The sequence below is a fragment of the Furfurilactobacillus sp. W61-4 genome, from assembly GCF_057545565.1.
Window position 1 is genome coordinate 20,692 of the sequence record NZ_BAAJNZ010000009.1, and the last position, 14,326, is coordinate 35,017.

The window sequence follows — 14,326 nt, forward strand, 5'->3', positions numbered from 1 at the left end:
AAATTCAAAAACAAATGTTAAGCATTGCGATCTTTCACTAGATCAAAATAATTTAGGCCACAACAAAAAAGCAATCCAACTAACTTATGCCGTTGGATTGCTCAATCTATCTAGGCTTCTAGCACTTCAGCTTCAACAACTTCCCGTTGCATGTGGAAGTACCAGTGATCCCCTATTTTCTTGATACCGACTGTTTTGAAATCGTGTCGGTCATAAAGCGCCTTAGCGCCGGGGTTTTCGAAATCAACATTTAAACCGACGACTGATTTATCATCATCGGCGGCAAAACCAGGAATTGCCTCCAATAATTTGCCACCGATCCCTAAGCCTTGAAACTGTGGATCAACCACGATTGAATCCAGATACCATTCGTTCCTGAATGCTTCATAATCAGATCCAAACGGGCTGTCCGTTTCAAAGGCATCGCTGAAGCGGGTCGCCCGCTCCAGCACTCGATCAACAGCTGCTTCATTTTCATCGGGGTAGCCAAACGCCACCCCTACTACTTGACCATTGGCCTCGGCCACCACTGTCGTTGCTTTACCAGATAGATAGGCTTCGCTCTGGTAAGCGGCGGTGATGGCCTTTAGGACGGCAGGGTCAGGGACGTCTTCTAATTCTTCGAGTTCCATTTCTTTGAAAATGATATTGATGAGGGGGGCTATCTGGCCAGCATCATCTTTTTGTGCTTCACGTATGGTTATGATAAATATTCCTCCATTCTGTCTGATTAACATCATACCTGAAAGCCGCCATAAAGGCAAAAATCACAATTATTCGTTAAGGCAATCTGAGAAACTGCCGCATTGGTTATTTCTTTGGTAAAATAGGCTCAAACATAAGCCAACTACGCCAGTAGAAGAATGGAGAATAATATGATCCCAACAATTATCATTGTGGTTATTTTAGTTTTGCTAGTTGCCATCTATATCGGGCAATATAACGGATTGGTTCGGTCAAGAACTTACACCCAAGAGTCTTGGAGCCAGATTGACGTGCAACTCAAACGGCGAAATGATTTAATTCCCAACTTGGTCGAGACCGTCAAGGGTTACAGTAAGTATGAACAAAGTACTCTTGAAAAGGTCATCGGGCTGCGTAATCAATTAGTTAACGTACCTGCAGATGATCACCAACAGGCAATGAACCTGTCTGATCAGCTTACTAATTCCTTGAAGAGTATCTTTGCGGTTGCAGAAGCTTATCCTGACCTAAAGGCTAACGCCCAATACAGTCAGCTGATGGAAGAACTGTCCAACACAGAAAATAAGATCGCTTACTCGCGCCAGTTGTACAACACCAGTGCAGCTAACCTGAACTTAAAAATCCAGTCTTTCCCAAGTAATATTGTTGCGAACATTCATCACTTTACTCCTGCTGACTACTTACAAGTTCCTGAAGAAGAAAAGTCAGCACCAAAAGTTTCTTTTGATAAATAAACGACACCCACTTTATCGCAAAGGAGTTTCATCCCTTGTTATTTGAACAAATTCGTCAAAATAAGCGGCGGACCATTTACGTCCTCATCGGATTTATCTTACTGGTAATGGCGATTGGCGCCGCCGTCGGCTATGTTTTCTTTAATAGTAGCATCGTCGGTCTAGTCATGGCGTTAGTTATTGCCGTTGTCTATAGTTTCATCATGATTGGTAACTCAACGAATGTCGTCATGTCGATGAACCATGCCCAAGAAATCACCAGCGCAGAGCAAGCACCGATGTTGTGGCATACCGTGGAAGACATGGCAATGGTGGCTCAAGTGCCGATGCCTCGTGTGTTTATCATCGATGATCCCAGTCCGAATGCATTTGCCACGGGCAATGATCCACAACATGCGGCGGTGGCAGCTACGACTGGTATCCTCCGCGTGCTAAGTCGTGAGGAATTGGAGGGCGTCATTGGCCACGAAATGAGCCATGTCCGCAACTACGACATTCGCTTACAAACGATTGCCCTCGCCTTATCCGCAGCTATCAGCTTGTTGGTAAATATCGGCATGAATTCCTTTTGGTGGGGCGGCGGTCGCCGCGATCGCGATAATGACAACAATGGCGGCGGTTATCTACAAATCATCATGATTATTGTCTCAATCCTGTTGGTCATCTTGGGGCCATTGGCGGCATCGATTGCGCAAATGGCTCTGTCGCGTAACCGAGAATATCTTGCCGATGCAGGTAGCGTTGAGTTAACGCGCAACCCTCAAGGACTGATTTCGGCGCTACGTAAGATTTCAAGTAGTGAACCGATGCGGGCTGCCGATGCTAGTAGCGCAGCTCTGTATATTTCTGATCCATTTAAAAAGAAGCGTTCTTTCAGCCATTTGTTTGATACGCATCCACCGATTGAGGATCGGATTGAACGGCTGGAGAAGATGTAAAGAATTTTTCTAAAAACTTCTTCCAGATTTGCAAGTTCATTCATAAAAGTTAGATGTTTCTTTTAGCTCAGCTTGGTGTGACTTGATGCCTGTACTCAACAGGAGTTAAGTGATTTTTGTTTTTGGCAGTTTCAACATTATTGAATCAGTTCAAGTATTCACTCATGACTTTATTCAGATCAGCTATGGGTCAATCCGATCTCGGGATTACTTTAGGAGGCATTAAGAAATTCTCTATCGACACATTATCATGATGGTTACTGTTAGAGTCCTGCTCACTTGATTCAAATCTTCCTTTCTTCTGATAATCATATGGTGATAGTGTTACCCCTCATTGGAATATATTGTCAGTTTCTTTCTGATCTGAGATGCTTTTGGATCTCATTTAATAATTATCGGAGTCAGTAACTTATTTCGTGATCCATGATACCGAAATAATAATCACCAGTATCTCACGGTTCATTTCGTCTGTAATCGCTAATATATTAAGCTGTTCACCATTATAGAGACAGGTTGAAGTTATTTCAGCATGAAGTGGCCATTAGTAATTTTTCGGTGACCTTTTGTTTACGAACCATTGCAAGCCATCGTCTAAATACAGGACAACTTCTTTAACTTCGAATTCACCGCTATAACTAGTTGTTAGAAGTACCCCGCCATTGTTAGACTTTTCGTCTAACAATGGCGGGGTACTTCGTCTACAAAAATTTTTGAATTTGATTTTATCATTACTAAGAAAACTACTGAACAAATGCCCATTAAGTAAGAAAAATGTGGTCTATCATTCAATGGAATTCAAATCATAAGGCTGCTGATGAAAAAGTCCTAATTTGAAAGCATAAACGACCATTATCACAAAGACGATCGCTGACATTGCAAATAACCAATAACTAAATTTTGGAGCCATAGAAGAAATGACAATATGATTGGCACCCTTGTTTAAATTTAAACGAAAGTTCCCTACCCCCTTATTTCTAACTGATTTACCATTTAACAAAATTCTATAATTAACGCCTTTGTAAAAGGCAATCGGTAAATTTGCAGTAACTTTCGGAGCTTTAGAAATAACGTTGAAAGTTGCTTTATTATAAAAGCTTAACTCAGGAACGATCTGGATACCTTTCGTTTGAGCTGTTTCCTCATCAATTGGTTGATAATCACCGATTTGATTACTATCTTTCCTTAATAGTTTTTGATAATTACTGGCAGTCAGAACCATATGCTGCGGAGGATTATTCTCTTGAGAAACAACTGCGTAATTATCATAATTGATCAATGAACTTATCGACAGAATAAGTACTCCAGCAGTAATCCCCCATATTGACTTTGCTTTTAAATTTTCTTGAAATGCAAACAAAGTAACAGTAACGCTAGTAAACAAGGCAACTATTCCTAATAGTCTACCTAAAAATTGAAAAGTTCCTAACCAACTTTGCGAGATGTTTGCCCAAGGAAACCAATTTAAGGTTAAACAAAAAGTACCCAAAGTCAAAATGAGCCAGCCGCCCCATAATTTGAATCGACGTTGTCCAATTAACTGAATCATCAGCCCCATCAATATTAGGCTTACTGGTAGGCCTAGATTCCAATATTGCGCTTTCTCAACTATACTGTTTGAAATCATCGCCTGTCCGGAAAGCACTGGGTCGATGGCCAATAAGTCTCTAAACGGGCCAATGATCTTATTATTTCTAATTATTATTAAAATATTTGCAAGCGTATATGTGGAAGACAATATTGCAAAAGTAGCCGCCACTCCTAATGAAGTGAATTCTTTTAGCGTTAGTTTTCGCCTAAAAATTCTGATGAATTCACTTAGTACCAGTATTAGTATTACTTCCATCAACGTTAACATATGGCTATTTGCAACTCCTGCCATTCCAATTGCAAGCCAGAGTATCCCTTGCTTAAAATAAAGATGCCATATTTCCAGGCATCCCAGCAAGACAAGTGGCAGAAACGCATACGCTAATACTTCTCCTACTGCAACTCGACAATAAAGTAAAATAAGATGATAACCGTTAAACACGTAAATCGTGACCCCAAAAAGTTGGAACATTCGCTTACTAGTGAAGTAACGGCATAATAAAAGACTATTTATCGTTGTGATAAGATTTAGCGTCCAAAAGCCCATTGCTAATGCCTTTAGAGGGCTTGAAAAAAGAAACCGGGGAAGTACAAAAATTAGTGTCGTGGGCCATGGATACATCGCTGACATGGCTAACAATTTATTATCCAGACCAATAAACGATACTAGCGGAGGTAATCTACCTGCCCTAAGTGCCTCAAATATTTGTTCAAATCTTGCTAAATGTAAACGCCCATCCCAAGATATGATAAAACTTTTATCCACAAATACTGGCAATGTAACTATTGTGGCAAAAATGACAGTAATTATGATTCCGAAATAACGATCTACGAATCGTAAGACCGCTGACCTGATTGAGCTCACTTTTTTTCATCCCCATTTTGAAATATTTTAATCATACTTGATTATACCCTACAAAAATGTTCGTTTGCGTGTCCTCCAAAAAACTGACTATTATATTTCGTCCCAATCCATTGATTAAGTAAAAGAAATAATTGAAAGAAATTTAAAAAGCTTGCGAACACTGAAGATCAACCTTCATTAAATGTGCTAAGATAAACTCAGTATTACAAAAATTCCGGAGGATTTAAGTTTGGATAAACTGGCCATTTTAATTCCATGTTACAACGAAGGCAAGACAATCAGAAAAGTTGTGTCGGATTGTCTTCAAAATACGAAGGAAATACCGAATACAGTCGTCTATGTTTATGATAATAATTCAACAGACAACACGGTTTCAGAAGCTAAGGCAGCCGGCGCGGTGACTCGGCACGAATACCAGCAAGGAAAGGGTAACGTCATCCGCCGCATGTTCAGAGACATTAGTGCAGAATGTTATGTGATGATTGATGGTGACGATACATATCCAGCTGAAGAGATTCCAGCAATGGTTCAAAAAGTCTTAGGTAAAAATGTCGACATGGTCGTTGGGGATCGGCTCTCTTCGAGTTACTTTGAGGAAAATAAACGACCTTTCCACAACATTGGAAATATCGTTGTTAGGAAAAGCATCAATTTATTTTTTAAAAACGATATTAAAGACATCATGACCGGATACCGTGCCTTTAGTTATCAATTCGTTAAGTCGTATCCTGTCCTTTCAAAAGGATTTGAAATAGAAACAGAAATGAGTATCCTAGCTATTGAAAATAATATGAGTATCGAAAATCACGTAATTGAATATCGTGATAGACCGACAGATAGCTTTTCAAAATTAAATACTTATTCAGATGGATTTAAAGTCTTACGCAGAATCTTTTCCCTTTTTAAGGACTATCGACCACTTCAATTTTTTGGTATTATTTCACTCCTAGTCATCTTGATTGCTAGTGGTTTATTTTTCCCAAGTGTTTGGATTCCCTACCTTCATACTGGCTTAGTTAAAAAAGTTCCAACGCTAATCGTTTGTGGATTTTTACTATTAACCGGGATACTATCTTACACGAGTGGCCTGATCCTTGATTCTATCGTAAAAAAAGAAAAACGTGAGTTTGAATATCGACTTATTCAAATTCACGCAATGTTTCAGCGAGATCACAGTGGCTTAGGTAAATGATTATGCTAAACAATAAAACTTCACTTTCATACTTAATCATTTCTTTAGCGGTTATATGGGGAGCAAACCTTGCGCCCGTTCCTTTAACGCCACCGACTTCGGGGTCTGTAAATCAGCTTAAAGAGGCATTGCCTAATTCTGGCAATAACCTAACTCTTCTACTTAGCGCGTTTGGCATTTTCTTTCTTCTGCAGTCTTCCTACAATCGAACCAAGAACAAAGATTATTTGATCCATATACTCGTATCGATTTTTTTGTCTTTAATCTGGATTACCGGTGATTCTTTAAGATTAACCGAATCTTTACACCCACTATTTTCGTCGCCGACTACTTCAGTTTTAACGATTACAAAGTTTCTAAGCATTACGTTTATATTTTATCTCTTAATCAAAAATTTTCTCCGATCCACTTTGAGGAACAACCTCTTTGAATCGAATAGTTGTTCATTGCCCTTTAAGAAAATCTTTTTAATCATCTTTGGATGTTGGATTCCATACTTACTTATATTATTTCCTGGCACTGGTTCTTGGGATACTGTCAATCAATTAGCTGAATTTTTCAAAATAGATGTTCGGAATGTCTATCCCACCAGTTATTATCTACTACATTCAGGTTTGAGTACATTAACTGACCATCATCCTATTTTTTTAACTCTCCTTTATGGCAACTTTATTAAAGTTGCTGCTATTTTTCATCACCCGGCATTAGGAGTTTTTGCTCTAAGTACTGTTCAAATGCTCTATGCTGTGGTGATCTTCACGTATTCAGTGATTTTTTTCAGTCAATTGGGGCTTAAAACGAAATATCGAAATTTTTTAGTTGCATTTTATGCATGGTTTCCATTATTTCCTCTCTACTCAATGTACATTGTTAAAAATAGTGTTTATAGCATCACCCTAATCTGGTTTAGCATCCTTATTTTTAAACTGGTTCATCAACCGAACTCTACGATAAAAACTTTTAGTTGGAAAATTCAATTAATTATTAATCTTCTTTTTCAGACATTTTTTTCCAAGTATGGTTTTATTGTCGCCTTGTTTACTGCAGTTATTATTTTAATTTATGTCCGCTCAAATTTAGTTCACTTAGTGCTTGTTCTGATTTTACCGTTGCTTATTTTTAAGGTTGGTTACTCTATCACCATACAGCAACTTCACGTAACTCCAGGCGATCCGGTTGAAGCTTATTCGATACCTTTTCAACAAACTGCGAGATATGTCAGGTTTCACCCTAAAGATGTCACTCCACGAGAGCGCAAAGTTTTAAACAAAGTTTTTATTTATTCTAAACTATCAAAATACTACAATCCAAATGTAGCAGACCCAATCAAGTCAAGCGGAGCCAAGAGAAAAAATGACGACGATAATACTGTCTATCGCTATAAAACAGTCTCATCCAAGGATCTGGTCAATTATCGCCATGTCTGGTTTGAACAGTTCTTACGTCATCCCAGCACATATTTCATGGCTTTCCTCAATGGTTCCTATGAATATTTCAATTTAAATCAAAATAAGGTAATTTATACCACTTCAGACGATTTCCCATTGCAAATACAAACTAATGATTTTCAATTCCACTATAAGTCGTATACTTTCACAATCGGAGCTAAAGAAAAGCGTTCTATTTTCCGTCAAGCTTTAATAGCGTTTATCAGTATACTCAAATCACTTCCAGGTCTTAGCTTTCTCTTTTTAGGCTCATTTTATTTGATGCTTTTAGTACTAATATCACTAAAACTTTTATCGGCAAAATCAGTTAGTGGCATCGTTATACTTGCGCCATTTATTTTACAAATTTTGGTTGATTGTGTATCTCCTGTTAATGGTAGCCAACGATATATGTATCCATTAATATTAGGTGGTCCTTTTATTCTCCTAACCTTTGTCTTCTACCAATCTTCTATGTTTTTCACCGCAAACAACAGAAAAAGCGATTCATGATCAATTTAAACAACGGAAAATGGCTCTTCGTCAATCAAGTAGAGTTGATCTTATTTTTTAGGCTCAATGTCAAATCGTGTTGGTAGTTCAATATTTAAGTTAAAGCCGCTAATTGGAGCGTCTTTTCTTTATTCACAAAGTAATTGAATGCGTACGAAGAAGTGGCTCAAGTTTCTAAAACCATAACAGTGGTTCTTTAATGCTTTAATCTTGCGGTTAATGCCCTCAATGGGGTCATTAGAGTAAGGGCAACGTTAGACTATTGAAGATGGCTTGCTGGTTGTGTCTGAAGGTTGTGATGACCGTATCCATTTGGTTAAATTGACGGTGGTAAGTTGACACAAATGCTTGAAATTGGTTGAAGTCTTTGTTTTGAATACAGCTTAATAACATCTGATAAGTTTCATAGGCAGCACGAAGTTCCCCACTTTGATCAAGCGAAAGACCAATAACTGAACGTTGTGTCGTGTATTCCTTGATGCCCTGTTGGTAATGGGGCACCTTAGCCTCAAGGTGATCTTCTGGCTGATGAAAGAGACGCCAATTGTGTTTGAGAATGCGGTATTCGCATTGACGATGATTCGGCATCTGATGGAGTACTTGGATCCGAATCTGATCTAGGGCGCGTCCAGCTAATTGAACCAAGTGAAAACGATCGATCTCAATTTTTGCATTGGGAAATAGCCCATGAATGAAACTTTGATATTCTGCATTTAGATCAATCGTCACGGTTTTGACTTGTTCGCGTTCAGTTAGGGCATACTGATTGGTAAAGTAACTGATAATCGTTTTGCGTTGTCGATCAGGAAGCAACGTTAATAAGTCATGAGTGACCGCGTCACAACAAATAAAGGACATTAAGCCATTAGCGGAACGAAACTCATCAAAGCAGAGGTTTTCTGCTAAATCACGTAAACGACGTTTGCGTGATGACAGGTCAAACAAGTACCGGGCAACCGTATTGGCCGAAATACAGAGTAACTCACCGATTTGTTTGGTGGTGTAGTTGTCGTGAGCCAGTTGGCGAATACGCCAAATAACGCCACGGGTCATGGTGTGATTAACGAGTAATTCTGGACTATGAGCATTACAGGTATGATCACAGGATCGGCAGCGATAGCGTTGCTTATGAAGCCGCAATTGGTACTCACCACCGGTAACCGATATGAGGCGAGCTTTGACCAGATGCGTGCCATATTTAATTAACGTGTTTTGACCACAAAGTGGGCAACGGTTGAGGTCATAAGATAGCTTCGCTTCAATGACGTGAACTGTCCTGGAACGGGCACCAGATCGGTCTAACACTTTGGTCTGATCAAGAACCTATAAATGTGGGTCTGTTATTCCGAACAGATCTAGGATAGAATCAACTTGGGACATCATGATTACCTCGCTTTAGTTTGGTCACTGACATCGTAGCATAGGGGCATGATGCCCTTTTTATTTTGCCTTAAATTTGTGAACAAAAAAATGGTATTGGTTTTTACCAACACCAGAACGTGTAGCGCCCAGAACTGTGGTTTTTTGGCTAGTACCATTTATAAAAGAAGGCAATTAAATGGACCCGACTCACTGACCATAACATGTATTTTTATTCACCATTCTGTATTGGTGTTTGACAAATTTAACATTTACATCCAATCGCGACCATCTCATTTTATATACATATATATTTTAAGTATCAATATTGACCTAGTCGCTTGCCTTTACAGTATACGTTTTACTGAATGGTTAAAATGCGCTTAAATGAAAATAAGACTGGTTGTTCGATAAAGTTGGTGAAATGTCTCAACATGATACATCTACGGATATTCAATTTCTATGCATTCTATTATTGTCAACAATAGAGGGTTATCAATCTGAAGCCTTCGAAATCAAAAACATTTCACAGACTAATCATTGGTAAACGTTAGGTTATAGATCCGCTGTTAAACCAACAAAAGTTATATTTTTGATTAGCAATTCCCCATATCTTTCAATCATCTTTGATGCATCAGTTCATCCCTTTTACTTGGTAAGGTGACACCAATTAATAAAGCAGGCAAAATGGTCACATTAGGGATGGTATAACGTACATATCCATTAACCGGAGAAAGCAGTGGCGTCAGGCAAATCAGCAGTCCAAACAACATTAGCATTATGCCAGCTACTTTTCTACCTTGAATTTCTCTCACAAGAAGCATCACAATCATCCAAATGCCGAATCCAGATGAAAACAGAATAACAAACAGTGGTGAATTCATGATCCAACTAATTAAACCTAGAAATTGCTTTCTAACATCATTTGGAAAAATATAATGATAGTGATGATACCAAGATGGTTGAAGAAATAGATTTGCATTTATATATTGGAAAGTCGAAAATATTTCTGATGTGCGATTCTCAGCGTTTAGGAATGGATTTAAATACCAACTTGTAGAAGCAATTATCACTTTAGATGATAATAGTGGATGCTTAAATAGCTCTTCAACAGAGAGGGCTAAGTATCTGTTAGTTTCCTTTCGAACCTTTTTTGTTGCGGTTTTAAGCTTTTTTTTATCTTGAATTTCTTTAATCTCTTGAGGCGACCGTAAGAAAGTATCCACTGGATACAGTGCTTTTAGATTGTCAGCGTTGAATGGTGAGTAGGTCGTTGAAATTTTACTTACTGGCGTAATCGAATTAATCTTTCTAATCTGTTGCGCTGAAAAAAATTTAGGATTTTTTAAGTAAAGATAGCTAATTTGTCTCATTGGCAGAGTAATCGCTTCACCAGTAGAGCCTGGCACAATATTTTGCTCAGGTAAAACACCTTTGGTCCAACCGAGAATGAGAGCCAACACCGTCACCGAAACAACTAAAATCTTTGGTAAATAATGTTTCTGTCTAATCCCAAGAGTTAATATTACGGAGGCAAATAAGGAGATCAACACAATATACATACCATCGTTTCTAAACATCGCTGCCAAGAATCCGTAAGTTCCTAACAACATCACATTTTTGTTGAACTTATTCTCGAATGTACCATGAACAATACTCTCAATAACAAGAACTAACTCCAATGAAAATCCACCAATGAATGCGTAATATAACGTACTTTTATCGACAGTTTGCGCATAAAAAGCGAATAACGGACTCGCAAATACGATGAAAACTCCAAACATTATATACTTGTTAATCTGTTCACCAACACATTTGATTATCTGCGCGTAGATTAATGAGGTTACCAAAATTTGTATCACAACAATCAAAAGCACCCCAAAATTTGCATTCCAAATATGCTGACCAATTTTAAAAACTGAGCCAAAAAATAATGTTGTAAACCATGGATTATGATTGGTTGGATAATAGGTAAAATCCAGCATGCTTACGCGCTCTCGGCCAAATTCCATAAATTGCTTAAACCCGTCCCAAGACACTGTTCCTGGAAACCAAGGCCATATTTGGAATATCCAAATACTTATTAACCCGACCCATATTTTTCCAAAAGAAATCGAGCTTGTTTTCTCAATACTCGTTGCGTGAATCAAATAATGATTTACTATTCTAAAACTAGCGGTTAAAAGTATAGAAAAGGCGATCCAAAAAATAAATGACAGGAAAGCATTCCAAAAGCCACCGGACAAGTAAGAAAATCCGGGCATTGCCATCTGATTTTGGCTGGAAATTGAACTCATTGCAATTGTTATTGTCATCAACAACGATAAAAGACCGCCAACCACATAATCTGTTATTTTCAAATATTGAACATGGTTAGTCTCCCATTTTGCAAAAAAAATAACTACCAACAATAAACCTAGAGAAAACAACCCTGTCGGATTGATTCTCTCCTGTAATGCCTTAATTCCAGATACATATACATTCGGAAAAGAGACTACACCACCAAAGAGGACAACTATCCACTTAATGTCCTTCCAATACCAATTATTCATCAGTTGACCTCCCGATAGTCTATAGCAACGTATCAATCTTTACAGTTTAGACGTTAACTTCACATCTGGGTATTTCTGAATGAACCAGTTCTCAGAAAATTGATTTTCAAATAAGAATAGTGGCATGTCGTGACTATCCTTAACCAAGATATTGCGACTTGAAGCCATCTTTTCGTCCAACTGTTTCGGTTCAATCCAACGAGCAATCTTTGACCCCAATGGTTCCATTGTGACTTCAGAATTGTATTCATTTTTCATTCGAAATTCGAAAACTTCAAATTGAAGCTGTCCAACCGCCCCTAAAATATAATCATTAGCGGTGTACGAGCGAAATAATTGAACAGCTCCTTCTTGAACTAGTTGTTGAATTCCCTTATGAAATGACTTTTGCTTCATTACATTTTTGGCGTTAACTCGAACAAATAACTCAGGAGTAAATTGTGGCAAATCTTGAAATTGAATCGCTTCCTTGCCAGTATAAATCGTGTCGCCGATCTGAAAATTACCTGTATCATATAAACCGATGATATCCCCAGCAACTGCGGTTTGAACATTCTCTCGTTCTTCAGCCATAAATTGGGTTGAGTTACTTAATCTAAGTTTCTTATCAGTTCGCTGCAGACTCACGTCCATGCCACGCTCAAATGTGCCCGAGCAAATACGAACAAATGCAATTCGGTCACGATGCTTGGGATCCATATTTGCCTGAATTTTAAAGACAAAACCTGAAAAATTTTCATCAGTGGGTTCAACAAACTTGTTGGATTTCGTCTCATGTTCAGCTGGTTGCGGTGCATAATCCAGATAAGTCTTCAAAAAAGTCTCGACCCCAAAGTTAGCCAAAGCGGACCCAAAAAACACCGGCGTCAAATCACCAGTTTTGATTTTTTCCTGATCTAACTCATTGCCGGCTGCGTTAATCAAATCAATCTCATCAAGCGTGTCTCGCCAAATAGATTCCTGATGTAAGGCATTTTCCTCAGCAATATCGCCATCTTCATTCAGTGGTAAATATTGCTGACCATTCGCATCCGCATGGTACAAAGCAACCTGTTGATTATAACGATCGTATAAACCTTGTAGGCCTTTTCCCATGCCAATCGGCCAATTCATCGGATATGTTTCAACACCAAGCACATCCTCTAATTCAGCTAACAAATCCAGTGGTTCACGCCCGTCTCGATCCAATTTATTCATAAAGGTGAAAATTGGAATGCCACGCATTTTACAAATCTGGAATAATTTTTTGGTTTGTGGTTCAATTCCCTTGGCTGAATCAATCACCATAATTGCTGAATCAACAGCCATTAAGGTTCGATAAGTATCCTCGGAAAAATCCTCATGTCCAGGAGTATCTAAAATATTAATTCGTTTGCCATTGTAGTCAAACTGCATCACAGAACTGGTAACCGAAATTCCACGTTGTTTTTCGATCTCCATCCAATCTGATGTAGCAAATTTACCGGTTTTACGTCCCTTAACGGTTCCCGCTTGTCGAACGACGCCACCAAGTAACAACATTTGTTCAGTAATCGTGGTTTTCCCCGCGTCCGGGTGTGAAATGATTGCAAAAGTGCGTCGTGATCGAACTGCTTCGTTTAATTTTTCTTTATTCATGAAAACTCCCTCGCTTTATATGCGACTACTATCATACCATGTGATTAAAGAAAAAGGACTACTCGGAAAACGTCTCTCTTTAAAACCGTAAAAAAGACGTGAAAATAATGTTATTTTCACGTCCAATATATTTCTGCTGCTAATTAATTTGAACGAGACTACACAATGCGCCGATTAATATTATCGGCAATTTCTTCCCAAGTCCCCAGATCTGGCACTTGGTCTGTCAATCTATTAATCCCAACGCCACCCGTTGAAGAGTTAGGCGAATCGTGAATAAAGTAACCATCCCCTAAGTAAATGCCTACATGATTGCTGTCATCCATAAAGAAGATATCGCCCCTTCTTAGTTGACCCCAATCAACGGGCGTTCCATACCCTTCAAGCGTCCACGTTGTAGCACTTGTGTAATTACCTAGTACGATTCCCACCTGCGCAAAAACCCAATGTACAAAGCTAGAACAATCGAATTTATGTGCAGCAATCGTGGCCGGTGTTCTCCCACCACCCCAAGTATACGGTGCCAGCCCAATTTGGCTTTGAGCGGCGTTAACTACTGCTTCGATAGTGGGGGTTGTCGCAATCCAAACACCGTCATTATCGACATGATACATCGTACTGCTAAGCCATCGCGTTGCATTTTTTAGCAAAACACCACCGTCGCCAAAATAGTAAGTGTTGCCCCAGTTATAATAGAACCGGTTAGTATAGCGGACACCGCCTTCACCGAAATAGTACATGTTACCCCAGTTGGAATAGAACTGGTTGGTATAGCGAGCACCGTCATTTCCAAAGTAATACATATTACCCCAGTTATAATAAAACTGGTTAGTATAG

The 14,326-nt window shown here is 38.8% G+C and carries 11 protein-coding genes; 4 read left to right on the forward strand and 7 right to left on the reverse strand.

Annotation, left to right across the window (positions count from 1 at the left end; translation table 11 throughout):
* Window positions 1-110 precede the first annotated feature (110 nt).
* Window positions 111-707, reverse strand: coding sequence for a GNAT family N-acetyltransferase (locus AC27FN_RS09760; protein ID WP_487167804.1), 597 nt, complete (start codon window positions 705-707; stop codon window positions 111-113).
* Between the two features lie 168 nt (window positions 708-875).
* On the opposite strand from AC27FN_RS09760, the gene AC27FN_RS09765 reads away from it, so the two are divergent.
* Entirely contained in the window at window positions 876-1,439 is a 564-nt protein-coding gene (locus AC27FN_RS09765) for a LemA family protein (protein WP_487167795.1), read from the forward strand.
* A gap of 35 nt (window positions 1,440-1,474) precedes the next feature.
* Entirely contained in the window at window positions 1,475-2,377 is a 903-nt protein-coding gene (htpX, locus tag AC27FN_RS09770; protein WP_487167796.1) for a zinc metalloprotease HtpX, read from the forward strand.
* A 781-nt stretch (window positions 2,378-3,158) separates the two neighbouring features.
* On the opposite strand, the gene AC27FN_RS09775 is transcribed toward htpX, so the two are convergent.
* Window positions 3,159-4,829 carry a hypothetical protein gene (locus AC27FN_RS09775; RefSeq protein ID WP_487167797.1) on the reverse strand — a complete coding sequence of 557 codons (1,671 nt, stop codon included), beginning with the start codon at window positions 4,827-4,829 and terminating at the stop codon, window positions 3,159-3,161.
* A 229-nt stretch (window positions 4,830-5,058) separates the two neighbouring features.
* On the opposite strand from AC27FN_RS09775, the gene AC27FN_RS09780 reads away from it, so the two are divergent.
* Together AC27FN_RS09780 and AC27FN_RS09785 are read left to right on the forward strand one after the other, a co-directional pair.
* A complete protein-coding gene (locus AC27FN_RS09780) occupies window positions 5,059-6,021 on the forward strand; it encodes a glycosyltransferase family 2 protein (RefSeq protein WP_487167798.1) in 963 nt (320 codons plus the stop codon).
* The gene (locus AC27FN_RS09785; RefSeq protein ID WP_487167799.1) at window positions 6,018-7,961 is read left to right on the forward strand and encodes a DUF6020 family protein; all 1,944 of its coding nucleotides are present in this window, start codon (window positions 6,018-6,020) and stop codon (window positions 7,959-7,961) included. The genes AC27FN_RS09780 and AC27FN_RS09785 overlap by 4 nt, the downstream gene beginning before the upstream one ends.
* A 128-nt stretch (window positions 7,962-8,089) precedes the next feature.
* Here AC27FN_RS09785 and AC27FN_RS09790 read toward each other — a convergent pair whose 3' ends face one another.
* The 5 genes from AC27FN_RS09790 to AC27FN_RS09810 all read right to left on the reverse strand — a co-directional run.
* Window positions 8,090-8,191, reverse strand: coding sequence for a transposase (locus AC27FN_RS09790; protein ID WP_487167805.1), 102 nt, complete (start codon window positions 8,189-8,191; stop codon window positions 8,090-8,092).
* Window positions 8,192-8,198: 7 nt separating this feature from the next.
* Window positions 8,199-9,266 carry an ISL3 family transposase gene (locus AC27FN_RS09795; RefSeq protein WP_487167800.1) on the reverse strand — a complete coding sequence of 356 codons (1,068 nt, stop codon included), beginning with the start codon at window positions 9,264-9,266 and terminating at the stop codon, window positions 8,199-8,201.
* Between the two features lie 674 nt (window positions 9,267-9,940).
* Window positions 9,941-11,872 carry a DUF6020 family protein gene (locus AC27FN_RS09800; protein ID WP_487167801.1) on the reverse strand — a complete coding sequence of 644 codons (1,932 nt, stop codon included), beginning with the start codon at window positions 11,870-11,872 and terminating at the stop codon, window positions 9,941-9,943.
* A 39-nt stretch (window positions 11,873-11,911) separates the two neighbouring features.
* Window positions 11,912-13,489, reverse strand: coding sequence for a peptide chain release factor 3 (locus tag AC27FN_RS09805; protein WP_487167802.1), 1,578 nt, complete (start codon window positions 13,487-13,489; stop codon window positions 11,912-11,914).
* A gap of 158 nt (window positions 13,490-13,647) precedes the next feature.
* The coding region (locus AC27FN_RS09810) for a C40 family peptidase (protein WP_487167803.1) at window positions 13,648-14,326 on the reverse strand (679 nt) is incomplete at its 5' end.

Excerpts from the sequence above, each read along its gene's own strand:
- AC27FN_RS09765 (WP_487167795.1), top strand. The coding sequence starts at position 876 with ATGATCCCAACAATTATCATTGTGGTTATTTTAGTTTTGCTAGTTGCC.
- AC27FN_RS09785 (WP_487167799.1), top strand. The coding sequence starts at position 6,018 with ATGATTATGCTAAACAATAAAACTTCACTTTCATACTTAATCATTTCT.
- AC27FN_RS09800 (WP_487167801.1), bottom strand. The coding sequence starts at position 11,872 with ATGAATAATTGGTATTGGAAGGACATTAAGTGGATAGTTGTCCTCTTT.
- AC27FN_RS09805 (WP_487167802.1), bottom strand. The coding sequence starts at position 13,489 with ATGAATAAAGAAAAATTAAACGAAGCAGTTCGATCACGACGCACTTTT.